15 protein-coding genes are annotated in these 15734 nt (G+C 67.6%); 11 read left to right on the top strand and 4 right to left on the bottom strand.

Translation table 11 applies throughout. The features are described 5' to 3' along the window. Window positions 1–20 precede the first annotated feature (20 nt). The 7 genes from FBY40_RS00690 (at window position 21) to pdxA (ending at window position 7528) form a co-directional block, all read left to right on the top strand. Entirely contained in the window at window positions 21–1715 is a 1695-nt protein-coding gene (locus tag FBY40_RS00690; protein ID WP_141935554.1) for a glycoside hydrolase family 13 protein, read from the top strand. A gap of 102 nt (window positions 1716–1817) precedes the next feature. Beyond that, window positions 1818–2669, top strand: a complete 852-nt coding sequence (locus FBY40_RS00685) for an EamA family transporter (RefSeq protein ID WP_160141306.1) — start codon at window positions 1818–1820, stop codon at window positions 2667–2669. Next, a complete protein-coding gene (locus FBY40_RS00680) occupies window positions 2666–3508 on the top strand; it encodes a phosphorylase family protein (RefSeq protein WP_141935550.1) in 843 nt (280 codons plus the stop codon). The genes FBY40_RS00685 and FBY40_RS00680 overlap by 4 nt, the downstream gene beginning before the upstream one ends. Then, complete coding sequence (locus tag FBY40_RS00675; protein WP_141935547.1) at window positions 3505–4428, top strand: helix-turn-helix transcriptional regulator; 924 nt, start codon at window positions 3505–3507, stop codon at window positions 4426–4428. The genes FBY40_RS00680 and FBY40_RS00675 overlap by 4 nt, the downstream gene beginning before the upstream one ends. A gap of 94 nt (window positions 4429–4522) precedes the next feature. Beyond that, the gene (locus tag FBY40_RS00670) at window positions 4523–5440 is read left to right on the top strand and encodes a phytanoyl-CoA dioxygenase family protein (RefSeq protein ID WP_141935545.1); all 918 of its coding nucleotides are present in this window, start codon (window positions 4523–4525) and stop codon (window positions 5438–5440) included. Between the two features lie 70 nt (window positions 5441–5510). Beyond that, the gene (locus FBY40_RS00665; protein WP_141935544.1) at window positions 5511–6461 is read left to right on the top strand and encodes an NHL repeat-containing protein; all 951 of its coding nucleotides are present in this window, start codon (window positions 5511–5513) and stop codon (window positions 6459–6461) included. Between the two features lie 77 nt (window positions 6462–6538). After that, window positions 6539–7528, top strand: a complete 990-nt coding sequence (pdxA, locus tag FBY40_RS00660; protein WP_141935543.1) for a 4-hydroxythreonine-4-phosphate dehydrogenase PdxA — start codon at window positions 6539–6541, stop codon at window positions 7526–7528. Here the strand turns inward: pdxA and FBY40_RS00655 are convergent. Further along, window positions 7525–8415, bottom strand: a complete 891-nt coding sequence (locus FBY40_RS00655; RefSeq protein WP_235015022.1) for an NAD(P)-dependent oxidoreductase — start codon at window positions 8413–8415, stop codon at window positions 7525–7527. The genes pdxA and FBY40_RS00655 overlap by 4 nt on opposite strands. Before the next feature lie 20 nt (window positions 8416–8435). Next, window positions 8436–9224, bottom strand: a complete 789-nt coding sequence (locus FBY40_RS00650) for an SDR family NAD(P)-dependent oxidoreductase (RefSeq protein WP_141935538.1) — start codon at window positions 9222–9224, stop codon at window positions 8436–8438. 62 nt (window positions 9225–9286) lie between these two features. Here FBY40_RS00650 and FBY40_RS00645 point away from each other — a divergent pair, with 62 nt between their 5' ends. From FBY40_RS00645 to FBY40_RS00630, 4 genes are all read left to right on the top strand, one after another. Beyond that, entirely contained in the window at window positions 9287–10288 is a 1002-nt protein-coding gene (locus FBY40_RS00645) for a YhfZ family protein (protein WP_141935536.1), read from the top strand. A gap of 62 nt (window positions 10289–10350) precedes the next feature. Then, a complete protein-coding gene (locus FBY40_RS00640; protein ID WP_141935534.1) occupies window positions 10351–11739 on the top strand; it encodes an FAD-binding oxidoreductase in 1389 nt (462 codons plus the stop codon). 11 nt (window positions 11740–11750) lie between these two features. Beyond that, complete coding sequence (locus tag FBY40_RS00635; RefSeq protein WP_141935532.1) at window positions 11751–12974, top strand: four-carbon acid sugar kinase family protein; 1224 nt, start codon at window positions 11751–11753, stop codon at window positions 12972–12974. Beyond that, window positions 12946–14235 (top strand): amidohydrolase family protein, encoded by a 1290-nt coding sequence (locus FBY40_RS00630; protein WP_200829898.1) that lies wholly within the window; start codon window positions 12946–12948, stop codon window positions 14233–14235. Before FBY40_RS00635 ends, FBY40_RS00630 begins: the two co-directional genes overlap by 29 nt. Before the next feature lie 28 nt (window positions 14236–14263). Here the strand turns inward: FBY40_RS00630 and FBY40_RS00625 are convergent, their stop codons facing one another. After that, on the bottom strand, window positions 14264–15013 hold the full coding sequence (locus tag FBY40_RS00625) for a FadR/GntR family transcriptional regulator (protein WP_141935531.1): 750 nt from the start codon (window positions 15011–15013) through the stop codon (window positions 14264–14266). Between the two features lie 63 nt (window positions 15014–15076). Next, a complete protein-coding gene (locus FBY40_RS00620) occupies window positions 15077–15712 on the bottom strand; it encodes a bifunctional 4-hydroxy-2-oxoglutarate aldolase/2-dehydro-3-deoxy-phosphogluconate aldolase (RefSeq protein WP_141935529.1) in 636 nt (211 codons plus the stop codon). Between the last annotated feature and the right edge of the window lie 22 nt (window positions 15713–15734).

The following is a 15734-nucleotide window of genomic DNA, read 5'->3' as shown; positions in this document are numbered from 1 at the left end:
AAGAAACCCAAGGAGACACAGTGAGTATCGGCTCTCCTCTCGACGTCCGTGAACCGGCGGCAGACTGGTGGCGACAGGCCGCGATCTACCAAATCTATCCACGGAGCTTCGCCGACTCGAACGGCGACGGCATCGGCGACCTGCGGGGGATCATCGGCAAGATCCCCTACCTCGTCGCGCTGGGGATCGACGCGGTGTGGCTGTCGCCGTTCTATCCGTCGGCGCTCGCTGACGGCGGGTACGACGTCGACGACTATCGAGACGTCGATCCCCGACTGGGCACCCTTCAGGACTTCGACGAGCTGGTCGCCGGCCTTCATGCCGCGAACATCCGTCTGATCGTCGACATCGTTCCGAATCACTCGTCCGACCGGCACGACTGGTTCAGAGAGGCTCTCGGCTCGCCGCGGGGGTCGGCGGCCAGAGACCGGTACATCTTCCGGGACGGCGTCGGCCCCTTGAAGTCGGAGCCTCCGACGGACTGGGTCTCGATGTTCGGAGGCTCGACCTGGGAGCCCGTCGGCGACGGGCAGTTCTACTTCCACCTGTTCGCCAGAGAGCAGCCCGACCTCAACTGGGCGAACAACGAGGTGCGTGCCGACTTCCTGGAGACGCTGCGTTTCTGGTCGGATCGAGGGGTGGACGGCTTCCGGGTCGACGTCGCCCACGGACTCGCTAAAGACTTCACCGAACCGCTCCCGACCTTCGAGCAGCTCGGGTCGGCGCGCACCACGGCGGAGGGGAACCACCCGTACTGGGATCGCGAGGAACTGACCGAGATCTACGCGGAATGGCGGGCCGTCTTCAACGAATACAATCCCCCGCGGATCGCGGTCGCCGAGGCCTGGGTCGAACCCCACCGGCGGCATCGCTACGCGGCCCCGACGAGTCTCGGCCAGGCATTCAACTTCGATCTGCTCCGCGCGAACTTCGACGCCGCGGAGTTCAGGGAGATCGTCACCCGCAACGACGTGTTCGCCAAGGAGACGGGATCTTCGAACACGTGGGTGCTCGACAACCACGACGTCGTCCGACACGCGACCCGCTATGGATTGCCGAAGGACGACAGCGAGGAGGGTGACGAGCTGGTCCAGGCGTGGCTCCTCTCGCGCGGGGTTGAGCCTGTAGAAGACCACCAGGCCGGCCTGCGGCGCGCGAAGGCCGCCACTCTCTTCGTGCTCGGCCTGCCCGGAAGCGCCTATCTCTATCAGGGCGAAGAACTCGGGCTGCGCGAAGTCGCCGACATCCCTGACTCCCAACGGCAGGATCCCGCCTTCTTCCGCAACCCCGGCGTCGACGCCGGACGAGACGGATGCCGCGTGCCGCTGCCCTGGGTCGCGGATGCGCCGGCATTCGGATTCGACGCGACCGGGTCGGGCCGGGCGCATCTTCCCCAGCCTTCGTGGTTCCGCGATTACTCTGTCGATGTCCAGGAGTCCGACGACGCATCGACGCTCGCGCTCTACCGCGTCGCCCTAGAGCTTCGGCGGGCGCTTCGAAGCGGGGAAATGCTGACTTGGCTGGACGCCGGCAGCGACGATCTGCTCATCTTCGAGCGCCCCGGCGGATGGATCGTAGCAACGAACTTCGCGGAACGCCCGCAGGCGCTGCCGGAGGCGCTCGTCGGAATGGTAGCTGTGCTCTCGAGCGACTCCGGTCGTGCGCGTGACGGTGCGATCGACGCGGAAACGACCCTGTGGTTCCGGCGTGAGTGAGGCGGAGGGGGGCACGTGGCCGACCGCCTCCTTCTCGGACCGCGTCCTCTTGAGTGAGGTTATCGGGGAGAACGATCCGTGACGGCGGTGATGCTAGTTCTCGTGAACGGCGCATTCGCGGCGATCAGCAATGTCTGCGGTGGGGTGGCGGCGCGGTCCCTGCCCATCGCACTGGTGATCTGGGTGGGAGCACCCGGGGCGGTGGTCATCGCCACCGCTGCCGCGGTCCTCGAGGGAGAGTCGTTCACCTGGATGAGCTTCCTCCTCGGTGTCGTCGGAGGTCTCGTGGTGTGCGCCGCGCTCATGGCGGTCTATCGGGCTTTCGCCATCGGGCCGGTCGGATTGACCGCGGCCGTGCTCTCGTGCTCCGGTGCGGTGCTGATCTCCCTCGCAGGGTTCGCCGCGGGAGAGCCCGTGACCCTTGCGCGGGTCGCCGGCCTCGCCCTATGCGTCGTCGCCGTCGGACTGCTCACCTATCGCCCGGACCCCGCCCAGCGCACGGCTCGCTCGCTGCGTGGGCCCCTCCTCGCAGCCCTCGGCGCCGCGGGGTTCACGGTGTATGTCCTCATCCTGGACAATGCACCGACCGGGACGAGCATGTGGGCCCTCTCGGGCGCACGGTCGGGCATCCTGCTCGGCGCGACTCTGATCGTGAGCCAACGCGTGCTGGTGAAGCGCCCGGCTCTGGTCGGGCGCGGCGGGAAGGTGCCGCCGCCACCCGGCCGCAGAGCGCTCTTCCTCGCGGTGGCCGCCGGCACCCTGGACGGGTTGGGGAATGTTGCCCTCGTGCTGGCTCTCCAGGTCGGCGAGCTATTCCTGTTCGCACTACTCGCGCCGTTCGCCCCGCTGTTCACAGCTCTCATTGGACGGGCGTTCCTCCACGAACACATCACGCGGCTGCAGGTGTACGGCGTCGCGCTCGCCTGCTTCGCCGTCGTCATCGCGTCGCTATGAGCCACTTTCTTGAGCACCCTGGCTTTGCTGACGATCCAGCGAGCCGTTCCGGCATTGACGATGGTCTGCCGCTTCTGTGGGACACCAGCGCCGAACCCCCGGTCTTCGCTCCCGACGATTGGTTCAAGTTCTTGGAGCGGACCGGAGGCGTGCCGAGACCTGCGCTGCCTCTCTCCATGCTCGTGACAGTCGCTCCAGGAATATGGAAGGCTGCCCTCTCTCTAGCTGATGCTGACGTACACCCTTTCGCGACCGCGGCCCACCCGTTCGCCGTGGGGCGTGTATGGGGTATGCCTGTCGCGCTGGGCTTCACGCAGAAGGGATCCGCGTCGGCTGGTGCGCTCGAAGAGTACATTGCGCTCGGCGCGCGCCGGTTCGTCTTCGTCGGCGGGTGCGGGGCAATCGTGCCAGACCTGCCCATCGGCGCGGCGGTGGTGGCACACCGCGCGCTCAGAGACGAGGGTCTCTCTTTCGCCTACCTTCCGCCCGGTCGTTACGTGGATGCGACCGTGCCGCTCGTGGACGCACTGGCCAAGGCATCCTCCGCCCTCCTACCCGAGGTGCGCCGCGGAGCGATATGGACGACCTTCGCGCACTTCCGGCAGAACGCTGTGCGGATGGCTGCATTTGCCGCCGAAGGTTGCGTCGCGGTCAACAACGAGACGGCCGCGATGTACGCAGTCGCGGCGTATCACGGCGTCGAGATCGCGGCGCTCCACCTCGTCGGCGACACGTTGGCCCGAGGAGCATTCGAGATCGACCTCACCGCACCGGACCATCTCGGTGCCTTCGATGATCTCGCCGTCGTCTGCGCTGCGCTGGAGGCGCTGCTCGCATGAAGGTGCTGTCCCACTCCCCCGTGATGGTCGCTCACTACGCCCCCGGCACCGCATGGGGTCCGAGGCGGATGGACGATTACGAACTGGTGTGGATGCTCACAGGGACCGCCGAGTGGACGGTCGCGGACGGCGAGGATCGCGAAGCCCGCCCGAACCCCCTCGTTCCCGGCTCGGTGTGGCTCTCCAGGCCAGGTATGCGCGAGCAGTATGTCTGGGACCGCGAACTGCACTCCAGCCACGCCTTCGTGCACTTTGAGCTCATGGCGGAAGCAGGGGACCCTCTTGAATCGGAGTGGCCACTGGTGATCGACGGCGATGAGCATCCAGCGATCCGCGGGCTCTGTGAGTACCTCCTCCGAACCCGCGACTCCTCGTCTGCCCCGGACCGACCGGACCGTCGCAGCCGTGTCGGGGATGTCATCGCGCTCATTGTCCAGCTCTTCGCCGACGGCCCGATTCCCGGAGAGCGGCCAGGGCTGCCGGACCCCGTCGTCGCCGCCATCGCGCGGATCGTGGCAGAGATCTGGGCGCGAGACGGAGTGCGGATCATCCCCCTCGACGAGCTGGCGGCGAGGGCGTCTCTCTCCGTCGGGCATCTCTCTCGCATCTTCAGCGCGCGGATGCACGTGGGCGTCTCCTCCGCCTTGGAACTCGTACGTCTTGGCCGCAGCGCTATTGCGCTGCAACGCACCAACCTCGGACTGGAGCAGGTCGCGCATGACATCGGATACGCAACTCCTTATCACTTCTCGCGACGGTTCCGGCTGCACTACGGGCGCTCGCCAAGCGAGTTCCGCGCGGAGGGTTGGCGGGCCGACCCGCTCGAGCCGCTCCGACTTCGTGGTCTGACGGCATTCTGGGATGCCACCGTCAAGGTCGCAGCGGTGGCACGCGGACAACCAGATCAAGATCGCGCATGACCCGGCGCAGACGGTGCATGGGCTCATCGCGCCGTGCGCTGGACGATGGAGACACGCCCCGCATCCTCGGATGCCGAAAGAGGAAGGACCAAGCATGACTCCCACCACTGCAACACGACCCGGCGTGGTTCTGCACGACGCCGTGGACGCGGCATTCATCGAGCAGTACCGCCGAGACGGATATGCCGTTCTGCGCAACGCGCTCACGCCGACGGAGGTGAGCGCGATCAACGATGAGGCTCTGCGAATCTGTCGCGGCGACTTCGGTGCGGTCGGCCTTTCGAGCACGAACAGCGCGCCGCTGGAGTTCCCGACCGGCGGGACCGAGAGCGATGCCGATCTACTGCGCCGCTATCTGTGCATCCACTACCCGCACAAGCTGTCGGACACCATCTCTGACACCATGAAGCAGGACTCACTCGTTCGCGGCCTCACTCAGATCATCGGCCCGAACGTCAAGTCGATGCAGTCGATGCTGTTCATCAAGTCAGAGGGCAAGCCCGGTCAGGCCTGGCATCAGGACGAGCACTTCATCCCCACCCGTGATCGCTCGCTGACCGCGGTCTGGATCGCGCTGGATGACGCGACTGTCGAGAACGGATGCCTCTGGGTGATGCCCGGTTCGCATTCGCGAGGGGTGATCTATCCCGACCACGATCAGGACGACCCGAGGTTCGACTGCACGTCGGAGTCCTACGGCTTCCCCTACGACGAGGAGGATGCCGTACCGGTGGAGATCCCCGCCGGCGCTGCGCTCTTCTTCAACGGATACCTCCTGCACCGCTCTCTCGAGAACTCGGGCAAGCACGGCTATCGCCGCGCGCTCGTCTACCACTACATGAGCGCGGAGTCGCTCCTGCCCTGGAAGGAAGCCGAGGGCGACTACTTCGGCGAGTACGACTTCCGCGACATCACGATCGTCGCCGGCGAGGATCCGTACGAGTACAAAGGGTTGCGCGACCTCTCGCAGGCGTACTCGCGACCGGACAAGGACGGCGGCTGTGACCGCTGAGGTGCTTTCGCACACCGAGCATCGAGGGCGCGCGGTCGACGGCATTCGACTCAGTTCTCGAGGCACGACAATGATCGGCAACACGGTTTACGAGTGGACCGACGTCGCCCTCGATCCCCCCGACAGCGTGCACTGGGCGCATCCCGGGCTGGCCGTGGACAGCCGCGGCGCGGTCTACGTCCCGGACGCGGCCGGGGATCGGATCGTCCGCTTCGACCCGGATGGCGGGTCGTCCGCCATCCGGGTCGGCGTGACCGATACTCACGGACTGGCGGTGACGCGGGACGGGGATCTGTGGATCGCCGATCACGGTCACAAGTTCGTCCCCGCCGGCGACGGATACGAGGGCCGGCTGAATGGAGGCGGAGTCACCCGCTTCGGGAGCGATGGCCGCGTACTGCAGCAACTCACGGCTCCTCACGGCAAGCAGTGGCTGCCGTCGTCGGTGGCACTTCATGACTTCGGCCGAGGATCCGACGGCTCCGTCTGGGTCGCTGACGGATATGGCCGCAGTCTCGTACATCGCTTCAGCGCCCGCGGCGATCTGTTGTGGACCGCTGATGGTGCGGCATCGGGAGTCGCATTCTCGACGCCTCACGGGATCGTCGTCGACGGTCGCGGGCCAGTTCCGGTGCTGCGCGTCGCGGATCGCGCGAACCGCCGCGTGGTCACGCTGTCGCTGGACGGGCAACTGATCGACGTGTCGGGGGAGGGCCAGCTCACCAGCCCCTCCTGCCTCGCTGTCGTCGGCGATCTGCTCGTGGTCACGGAGCTGTTCGGTTCGATCGTCCTGATGGATAAAGAGATGCGGGTCGTGGCAGCCCACGGCACCCCTCTCGAGGAGAGCGACCAGGAGCCGGGATGGCCCAACTGGCGTGATCGCGGCGCGGTGCGCCGACCCGTCCTCGATCCGCTCTCCTTCCGCAGCCCCCACGGCATCGCGGCGACGCCGGACGGCGTGATCTGGGTCGCGGAGTGGTTTATCGGCGGTCGCGTGAGCCGGCTGACTCCGCTGCGATAGCGTGCGGCGCCAGATCTGGATCGGTCGCTAGAATATACAGAAATTGGTACTTTGGCGGGAACGGGAGAGGACGCGCGATGAAGCCGTTGGGTCTGACGGTCGGCGATCCGGCGGGCGTCGGGCCGGAGTTGAGCTTGGCCGTGGCTTCGGATCCGCGGTGGATGCCGTCGGCCCCCGTGATCCTCATCGGCTCGATCGAGTTGCTGGCACGCGTGGCCGCACACATCGACATGACGGTTCAGTTCCGCCCTGTGCTTCCGGGTGAGCCGGTGACCGCGCGGCCGGGGGTCGCCCACGTCATCGACGTGCCGCTTGACGCAGCCGCCGTGGTTCCGGGTAGGGTGACCGCCGACAACGGGCGGTTCACCGTCGACACGATCTCGCGAGCTACCCGCCTCGCCCAGGCCGGGAAGATCTCCGCGGTGATCTCCGCGCCCGCCAGCAAGGAGGCGTTCAACCTCGCGGGGTACCACTACGAGGGTCAGACGGAGATCTTCGCCGACCTGACCGGCACCGAGGGATTCCACACCCTCCTGGTCGGAGGTCCGATGCGGGTGAGCCTGGTCAGCGCGCACTGCTCGATGCTGGAGGCGGTGTCGCGCGTGAACTTCGCGCGGATCACGCGCATCCTGGGCGAGTTGGACGCGACGCTGCGAGCACGGTTCGGGCTTGCCGATCCCAGGATCGGGGTCGCCGGCCTGAATCCGCACGCGGGGGAGAACGGGCTGTTCGGACGGGAGGAGGTCGACGAGGTGCGACCGGCCGTCGAGAGCCTGCGGAGGCAGGGACGCGACGTGGTAGGCCCTCTCCCCAGCGACAGTCTCTTCGCGGCAGCCGAGGACGGTCGGTTCGACGCCGTTCTCGCGATGTACCACGATCAGGCGACGATCCCCCTCAAACGATACGGATACGTCTCCTACGCGGCTGGATTGCCCATCATCCGCACCACGCCCGGTCACGGTACGGCCTTCGACATCGCGTGGACGGGCAAGGCGGATGTCGGTCTGCTCGCGCGGGCCGCGTCGCTGGCGGAATCCCTCGCCGAGCGCCGCCCGGCGACCGCCTAATCCGGTTTCGAGGATTCGGTCGGAGCGCCCAGGCTGATCCCGGCACTCAGCTCGACGAGCCGGACGATCACGGGGTCGTCCGGCGCCTCCGGGAAGGTCTGGGCGGCTGCGGAGACGTGGGCGAGCACGGTCGATACACCCGGGGTGGGGACGTCGAGCGAGTCCGCAAGGTCGAGGAAGGCGCGGAGGTCCTTCAGCGCGATGGCGAGGCTTCCCCCGCTTCGATAGCCCGCCCTCCACGCCAGCGGCACGCGGTGAACGAGCGCCCAGCTTCCCCCGCTTCCTCGGCCGGCGACCTCCACCAGGATGTCCGGATCCACGCCGGCCTTCGCGGCGACCACCACGGCTTCTGCGGCTGCGAGCATCGCCGAGAAGAACATCGCCTGATTGACGGTCTTCACCACCATGCCCATGCCCAGCTCGTCACCGACTCTCACGGTCGAACCGAGCACCTCGAGGGCGGGGAGCGCCTCGTCCACTGCGTGCGGATCACCGGAAGCCATGATGGTGAGCTGCCCACTCGCTGCGCCCTCCACGCCTCCGGTGACCGGCGCATCGATGATCCGAAATCTTCCTTCGGCTCTCGCTCCCAGTTCGCGTGTGTAGGTCGGTGGAAGGCTGCTCATCACCACCAGCACGGTGTCCGATGTGGCGCCGTCTGCGATGCCATCGGGCCCCCAGACGGCCGATTCCGCATGGTCGGCGTTCAACACCATCAGAAGGACGATCCGTGCACGCTTGGATACCTCTGCAGGGGTGGCGGCAGAGACGACTCCCACTGCATGGAGATCGGCAGCCGCTTCTGGTCGCGGGTCGAAGGTTACGACCTCCGCCCCAGTCGCGGCGAGGCGCCTCGCCATGTGCCGTCCCATGTTCCCGACGCCCACGAGCCCGATGACCTGCCGGCTCACATGGCGGTCCAGCCGCCGTCGGTCAGCAGGTGGTGACCGGTCACGAGATCTGCCGGATCCGACGCGAGGTACACGACGGCGGCAGCCACCTCCTCGGGCGTGCCCAGCCGACCGATCGGGATCCTCGAGAGCACCTCTGTGCGAAACGCCGGGTCGGCGAGCACGTGTTGCGCGAGCGGCGAATCGGTGAACGTGGGCCCGACGCAATTGACCCTGATCCCATGACGTGCCCACTCGATCGCCAGCACCCGGGACATCGCCACCAATCCCGCCTTGCTCGCCGCGTAGGCGCTTCGGAAGTGGAAGCCCACCTCGGCCATCTGGCTGGCGATGTTGATGATCCGCCCACTGCGACCGTCGGCGATCCATCGCCGGCCCAATTCCTGACTGAGGAAGAACGGCGCTCGAAGGTTGAGATCCATGATCGAGTCCCACGTCGCGGCGTCGACGTCGACAGCGGACTGCTGGACGTTGGTCCCAGCGTTGTTCACCAGGACGTCCACCTCGCCGACGGCCGCCTCGACCCGATCCACCAGACCGGCCAGCGAGTCCAGGTCCGTCACGTCTGCGACGGCGTACGACACATCGAGGGCATGTCTCGCGGCATGATCCGCGAGCGCCCAAAGTGGTTCTTCGCGTCTCCCGACCGCGACGGTGCGCGCACCAGAACCGGCGAGCGCCAGGGCGATTGCGCGCCCGAGGCCCTGTCCGGCGCCCGTCACCAACGCCACGCGGTCATCGAGGCGGAACGACGGCGCGTAATCTTCGATGGCTCCTCCATTCATCCGTGAAATATAATAGTAGTAATCGCCGCGGCGGACGTCGTGGAGAAATCTAGACTGTTGCAGTGCGCGACGACAGTGAAGCTGTGAGCGTGGAGACGCTGGCGGACGCGTCCGGGCGCCTGCAGCGAGCGACCTGGGCGGCGCTCCGACTCGTCTCCTCCGACGCCCTCACGGCGGGCGTCGGAGCCACTCTCCCGCGCATCGCCGACTATCGGGAACGACTCGGCGTGGGATCGGGCACCGTCCAGCAGGCGCTGCGGCTTCTGCAGGAGACGGGAAGTCTGCGCACCGTCGCGCGTGGTCACCTCGGGCGGCGCATCGAGGAGCTGCAGGTCGGGAGGATCTGGGATTTGGCGGGACTGCCGCCCGTCCGCGTCCTCCTTCCCCCTCGCGGTCCGCGCGAAGTGCGCGCGATGACCCGGTATGTCGCAGACCACCTCAGCGCACTGGGCGTCCCGCACGCGGTCGGATTCTCCCGTGGCGCCGACCGCCGACTGGAGGCGGTCCGCAGGGGCGAGGCCGACCTCGCGATGGTGTCGTCGGGGGTCGGCGGCGGGGGCGCCTCTCTCGGCCCCGGCGTGCGAGTGGCCGCGGTCCATGACGAGGGCACGTTCTACGCAGAAGGCCAGGTCGTGGTCCTGCGGCGAGCGAACTCCGTTCCGCGTGCGGGAGTCCGCGTCGCGATCGACCCCTCCTCGCGGGACCAGCGCCGCATAACGGAAGCCGAGTTCCCCCGGGGGAGCGGGGTCGCGTACGTTCCGGTCGATTTCCCACGCGTCCCCGTGGCGATTCTCGAGGGGGTGGTGGATACGGGCGTCTGGCATCGCATGCAGACGCTGATCCCTCCGGAGTTGGCCGGCCTGTCCGAAGCGCCGCTGTCCAGTCCCGCGGCACGCGCGATCGTGAGGGAATCGTCTTCGGCGGTGCTCGTCGTCGCGACGGCGCGAACGGAACTCGAAGCGGTTCTGCGCGATCTCCGACCCGCCGGACTTCGCCGCGCCGTCACCGCAGAGCTCGCGCCGCCCGTAGGAGGTGATGAGGTCGAGCTCGACTGGACGGTCTGAGACTACCGAGCGTGGCGTCAGCAATATACAGTTACTCGTAGATTGCAGAGGACGGGGAGACGATGGATCGCCGGTACGCCAATTTGAAGAACGAGCTGCCCGACGCGGTGCTCGTGGACGACCCGGAAGCCCTGGTGCGGTACAGCCACGACTGGTGGCCGCTGGCGGTCAAGCGTCGTCGGATGCACGTCTCCGAGTTCGTCCCGGACTTCGCGGTGCTGCCCCGCAGTGTCGACGAAGTAGTCGCCGTCGTCCGATACGCGGCCGCGCACGGCATCCCCGTCACGCCGTGGGGGCTGGGGTCATCCGTGACGGGCTCGCCGCTTCCGACACGAAGGGGGATCGTGGTCGATCTGAGCGAGCTCGTCGGTCGCCCGGCGATCGACGCCTTCAATCACACGGTGACCGTTCCTGCCGGGGTGCGGGGTGACGAACTCGAGGACGCGCTCCGACGCGAGGGGTTCACGCTCGGTCACTCTCCGCAGTCCCTGGACCGATCCACGGTCGGCGGCTGGCTGGCGACGCTCGCAACGGGTCAGTTGTCGTCGCGTTTCGGAGGAATCGAAGACCTGCTCGTCGGCTTCGTCATCGTGCTTCCTGACGGCAAGGTCGCGGATCTGCGTCAGCACCCCCGGGGAGCGACCGGCAGTGACCTTCGGAGGATCTTCCTCGGCTCCGAGGGCACGCTGGGAATCTTCGTGGAGGCGACGCTGAGGATCTTCCCGCGCGCGCCGCACCGCGTCAACGAGGCTTTCACCGTGCCGGACGTGAGCCAGGGTCTCGCGGCGCTGCGTTCGATCGCCCAGGGAGGGCTGAGGCCCGCGATCGTTCGTCTGTACGACGAGGACGAATCCGTGCACGCCAGTCGAGGCGTCGTCCGCGACACGCCAGTCGTCTTCCTCTCGAGTGAGGGCCTGCCTCGAGTAGCGTCGGCCGAGCATTCCGCGGCCGCCGACCTGCTCCTCGAAGTGGGTGCTCGATCGCTGGGGCCCGCCCTGGTCGAGGACTGGTTCGAGCGAAGGTACGACTTCTCCACGGTCGAGCGGGTTCTCGGGACGACGGGCGGATTCGCGGAGACGATCGAGGTGGCTGCGCCGTGGAGTGACATCGCCGCGTTGTACGACGCGCTCCGGGCGAACCTGTCTCCGTTGGCCGATGAAGTGCTCGGCCATTTCTCCCACGTCTACACCCACGGGACGTCCCTCTACGTCATCCTCCTGGGGGAGGCCGGCACCGACGAAGAGGCAGCGGAGAGAATCCAGAAGATCTGGGATGTTGCGATGCACACCACGCGGGACATGGGCGGCATCCTCTCCCACCATCACGGTGCGGGTCTCGCGCGCAAGCCGTTCCTCGTCGAAGACGGCGCGCACGTCGCGCACGTAGCGCGTCGCCTCAAGCGAGCGTTCGACCCGGACGGCATCATGAATCCTGGGAAGCTCTACGACTGAGGGGGCTCGCGATGCAGGCGAACGCGGCGCCGGAGATCGTCGTGATCAGCGACGATCTCACCGGCGCGGTGGCCGCGTGCGCGGAGGCGAGCCGCGGGGGCGCTCGCTCGATCGTCGTGGAGTGGGACCGAATTCCCCCGGTCTCGGATGCGTCGGCGGTTGTGGTGAATACGGGCTCGCGTCTCATGCAGCCCGGCGCGGCCGCCGATCGCGTACGGGGAGCCACGCTGAGGGCACACGCGATCGCCCACCCGGGCGCTTTGGCGTACAAGCGGGTGGACAGTCTGCTGAGGGGGAACGTCAAGGCGGAGGTGGGAGCCTGGGCGGATGCGCTCGCTCGGCCGGTCGTCGTGGCGCCCTCGGCTGCCGGATTCGGCATCCATACGGTCGGTGGCCAGCAGTATCTGCGCGGACAGCCCATCCCGCTCTCACCCGCCCGCGACGCGCCGCATCATCATCCTTGCGACCTCCTCCCTTCGACCCCCCTCGCCGCGGGCCGGATGGCGCCGGACGAGCTGGCGGAGGCGCTGTCCACGATCCTGGATCGAGGCGAGCACGCCCTGCTCGATGTCGCATCGCTTCGCGATGAGCGCGCAGCCGCAGCCGCCATCCGAGAAGTGAGCTCGACGCGCAGCCTCGGTGTCGTTGGGGCCTACGGACTCCTCGGCGCCATCACGGCGTCGCCAGCCCCGGCATCGGGGCGACACGAGAAAGGATGCCTCATCGTCGTCTCCAGTCAGCACGTCGCGACTCGTCGACAAGTGGACTTCCTCCTCGAGTCGGGGATGGCCGTGCTCGTGGAGGTGGGCGGCGGATCGAGCTCGGGCGCGCTCTCGATGGCCGCCGACATGATCGACAAGGGTCGGCATGTCTTGCTCGTTCACGGTGGAGCGGAGACGACGGATCCGAGCTCACCGACGGACATCGCGGACGAGCTGGCCGACGCTGCGTGGCTCACGATCGAGCGGTCGAGACCTTCGGGCGTGGTGGTCTTCGGCGGGGAGGGTGCGGGCGCCGTGGTTCGAGCGTCACGCTGCGATCACCTCACCGTGATCGCGGAGCCGTGGCCCGCGACTCCCGTCTGCAGGCTCGTGGGGGGTCCGTTCGATGGCCTGTCGCTGATCGCCCAACCGGGCGCACGCGGCGAGCCAGATCGTCCCGCGCACCTGATCGACGCGCTCACTCGCCATGCCGAAAGGGTTGCGGATGTCGATGGTCACCCTCCGCGGCGCTGACGCGATCCTTCGTGACACACGCACGATCGATCACGGCGACCTTCACATCACCGACGATGTCGTCGTTGACGCGGCCGAGACGGGCCCGGTTCTCGACGTCTCCGGTTGCGTCGTCACCCCGGGACTCGTCAATGCGCATCATCACCTTCTCCAGAGCGCATTCCGCACCTTGCCGGGCACGCGCGGCGTGGTGATGAGCGAGTGGTTGCAGACGATGTCACGGGCCTACCGCGAGGCCGAGGTCGATCCGGAGCTGACGCTCCTGTCGAGCAGGATCGGCATCGCCGAAAGTCTTCTGTCCGGCGTGACGACCGTCGCTGACCACCACCTCACCTGGCCGTCCGGCGGAGACCACCTCGGCATCGCATCCGCGTCCATCGCGGCCGCGCGCGAACTCGGCATACGTCTCGTCTTCGTGCGCGGCACAGCAGGGGACGACCCTGAGGAGGCGGCAGCATCCGCGGTGGAGATCGCGGATGCGACCCAGGTCGGCCCGGGTGGGGTGACGGCCGACGGGATGATCCAGCTCGCAGTAGGCCCGGCCGGAGTCCACAGCGACGGGGAGGAGACGTTCCGGCTCATGGGCGAGGTCGCCGCCCGCTACGGACTGCGTCGCCGGACTCAGGCGAATGAGCAGGTCGACGTCGAGAGGGCGGCGATTCGCTACGGGCGGAGGCCGTTGGATCTGCTCGAGGAGTGGGGATGGGTTTCTCCCGATGTGACGCTCGCCCATCTCTGCGGCATCACGGAGCATGAGGTACACCGACTGGCCAGCTCGGGGGCGACGGCTACGCACGCTCCCGCCTGCGACGCCAGCATGGGGTGGGGGATCGCGCCCGTCCGCGAGCTGCTCGGCGCTGGCGTCACGGTGGGGCTCGGCACGAGCGGCGGAGGATCGAACGATGCCGGCCATCTGCTCTCCGACGCACGCCTGGCGATGCAGCTCTCCGGTCTCGTCGGCCGACCCCTCGCTGCGCTCGAGGCGTTCGGTCTGGCTACCGAGGGGTCCGCAGTGGGGCTCGGACGCAGTGAGTTGGGACACCTTCGTCTGGGTGCGCGTGCCGATCTCTGCGTCTGGGACGTCTCTGGTGTCTCGGACGCGGGCGTCGCCGACCCCATCGACGGATTGCTCTGGGCGTCACCGGGTCGCCGGCCACGCGATGTCATGGTGGCGGGTCGATTCGTTGTCAGGGACTACCGCCTGGTGTGCGCCGACGAAGCGGAGTTGGTCGCCGCTCTCAGGCGAAGGGTTCACAGGTAGCGGCACATTCTTGGACGCCGCCTCGTACTCAGGTGAGCGCGGTGACGAGCAGCGGGGCGGCCGCTATTCCGCGGCTTTCGAGCACCTCGTTGATCGGTCGGTCGACGTCGCTTCCGAATAGATCGAGCGCCAGACTGAGGTGTTCCTGCATGATCGCGGCGGCCGTATCCGGATCCCTCGATGCAATGGCCTCGACGATCGCCCGATGCTGTGGGTCACCCTTCGAGTGCACGTCGCGGTCGCTGTGACTGCGCAGCATGAGGGCGTACACCTGGCTGCGGATCGCTCCGAACATCAAGGCGATCACAGGGTTGCCGGTCGCCGCAACGATCTCCTCATGGATTGCGAGATCCGTGGACACCACTTCATCAAGGCTCTTCGCCGCCTCGTGGGTCTCGAGTGCGGAGCGCAGCCGGACGAGATTGGCGGGCGCTGACTGGGCGGCGAGCCGTGCGGCCGTCACCTCGACCATCAGTCGGGCTTGCACGACATCGCGGGTGGTGATGGCCGATCGCGCGGCGACGCGATTGAGCGACTCCGCGAGTTCATCGGTCGCAACGCCGCGGACGAACGCCCCGCGGCCCGGGTGGACTGCTACCAGGCCGCGCTCCACGAGGCCCGCCATGCCTTCGCGGATGACGGGCCTGCTGACCCCGTACTCGTCCGCGAGTTCTCGCTCGGAGGGCAGCTTCGTGCCCGCGGGGAACTCTCCCTTGAGGATCCGTGCTTCGAGGAGCGCTATCACCTCGACTTTGCGTAGCGCACCGACCATCGCCATCACCGGCCTTTCCGGGTCGATGGTATCGGCCGTGATCGGCGGGCCCGACGGGTGTACTCCACGTCAGTTGTTTTCGGCCGATCGGCGGGCGCTCCCGAGTGCCCCTCTGATCGTCGCGAAGTCCTGCGCGTGAAGCGCGTCGGAGGGAATCATCCACGAGCCTCCGACCGCGACGACCTCCGGAATGCGCAGGTAGTCGACCACGCTCTCCGCGGTGATTCCCCCTGTGGGAATCCATTGGACAGCGGGGGCGACGGCCGCCAACGCGCGGATCGCATCGGGTCCGCCGGCGGTGGCCGCGGGGAAGAACTTGACGACGCGCACCCCCTTGTTCAGGGCCTGCATCAGCTCTGTGGCCGTGGCGACTCCCGGGATGTAGAGCCGATCGAACGTGGTGGCCACGTGATGCACCTCTGCGCTGTAGCCGGGGGAGATCAGAAAGCTCGCCCCATGACTGATCGCCCGCTTGGCCTGAGACCCGGACATCACGGTGCCCGCGCCCACCTCTAGCCGCGCGGACGTCGCGAGACTGCTCAGGAAGTCCAGCGATCCGGGACGCCTCAACGTGACCTCGACCGTCGTCAGCATGGATGCCACCAGAGCGTCTATCAGCTCCGCACCGAGGGTCATGTCATCACTCGTGATCAAGGGCAGAATTCGCTGCTTGCGAAGTCCGACCACGACGGAATGGTCGTGCATGAGTTCTCCGACTGCCTTCCTG

Origin of the sequence: Microbacterium sp. SLBN-154 (assembly GCF_006715565.1) — a bacterium.
Lineage (GTDB): Bacteria > Actinomycetota > Actinomycetes > Actinomycetales > Microbacteriaceae > Microbacterium.
The sequence above is the reverse complement of the archived record's forward strand: the minus strand, read 5'-3'. Positions and strand labels throughout refer to the sequence as shown.

What these genes read in the sequence shown, in the direction of transcription:
- FBY40_RS00680 (WP_141935550.1), top strand. Translation starts at nt 2,666, where the DNA reads ATGAGCCACTTTCTTGAGCACCCTGGCTTTGCTGACGATCCAGCGAGC.
- FBY40_RS00675 (WP_141935547.1), top strand. Translation starts at nt 3,505, where the DNA reads ATGAAGGTGCTGTCCCACTCCCCCGTGATGGTCGCTCACTACGCCCCC.
- FBY40_RS00670 (WP_141935545.1), top strand. Translation starts at nt 4,523, where the DNA reads ATGACTCCCACCACTGCAACACGACCCGGCGTGGTTCTGCACGACGCC.
- FBY40_RS00665 (WP_141935544.1), top strand. Translation starts at nt 5,511, where the DNA reads ATGATCGGCAACACGGTTTACGAGTGGACCGACGTCGCCCTCGATCCC.
- pdxA (WP_141935543.1), top strand. Translation starts at nt 6,539, where the DNA reads ATGAAGCCGTTGGGTCTGACGGTCGGCGATCCGGCGGGCGTCGGGCCG.
- FBY40_RS00650 (WP_141935538.1), bottom strand. Translation starts at nt 9,224, where the DNA reads ATGAATGGAGGAGCCATCGAAGATTACGCGCCGTCGTTCCGCCTCGAT.
- FBY40_RS00640 (WP_141935534.1), top strand. Translation starts at nt 10,351, where the DNA reads ATGGATCGCCGGTACGCCAATTTGAAGAACGAGCTGCCCGACGCGGTG.
- FBY40_RS00635 (WP_141935532.1), top strand. Translation starts at nt 11,751, where the DNA reads ATGCAGGCGAACGCGGCGCCGGAGATCGTCGTGATCAGCGACGATCTC.
- FBY40_RS00630 (WP_200829898.1), top strand. Translation starts at nt 12,946, where the DNA reads ATGTCGATGGTCACCCTCCGCGGCGCTGACGCGATCCTTCGTGACACA.
- FBY40_RS00625 (WP_141935531.1), bottom strand. Translation starts at nt 15,013, where the DNA reads ATGGCGATGGTCGGTGCGCTACGCAAAGTCGAGGTGATAGCGCTCCTC.
- FBY40_RS00620 (WP_141935529.1), bottom strand. Translation starts at nt 15,712, where the DNA reads ATGCACGACCATTCCGTCGTGGTCGGACTTCGCAAGCAGCGAATTCTG.